Consider the following 408-nt stretch of genomic DNA (forward strand, 5'->3'; position numbering starts at 1 on the left):
GGGTGGGGGTGGGGTCAGTGGCGGGGGCTGTGGTGAGTGGTGCGGAGGCCGAGGAGCCCGCGCGGGGGTCGTCGTCGCCAGGTGAGCCGGACGTTGTCGCCAGCACGATTCCCACGACGGCGCCGACCGTCGCGACCGTGGCTGCCGCGGCGGCGATCATCGTACGGCGGTGGCCGGCACGGGGGCGGGCGGCGGCCGGTGTGGCGGGGCCGGGGAGCTCGCCCGGCGGCATCGCGGTGGGTGTCGGGGCGGGGTCGGGGCGGCACTCCGTCGCCGCCTGTGCTCGGGTGAGGGAGACGGGGCTCGGGCGGTGGGTGGTTGTGGTGGTGGTACTTGCGGTGGTGGTGGTGCTGACGGCGTGGTTCGGCGAACCGGCCGTGTTCGGTTGTGTCGTCTGCGCGGTGGGTG

Annotated in this window: 1 pseudogene; it reads right to left on the reverse strand. The window is 76.0% G+C overall.

Annotated elements, in window-relative coordinates:
- A pseudogene (locus tag AOQ53_RS47090) lies at positions 1-232 on the reverse strand (serine/threonine protein kinase); the annotation flags it as partial.
- Between the last annotated feature and the right edge of the window lie 176 nt (positions 233-408).

The organism is Streptomyces azureus, from assembly GCF_001270025.1.
GTDB classification, from domain to species: Bacteria; Actinomycetota; Actinomycetes; order Streptomycetales; family Streptomycetaceae; genus Streptomyces; species Streptomyces azureus.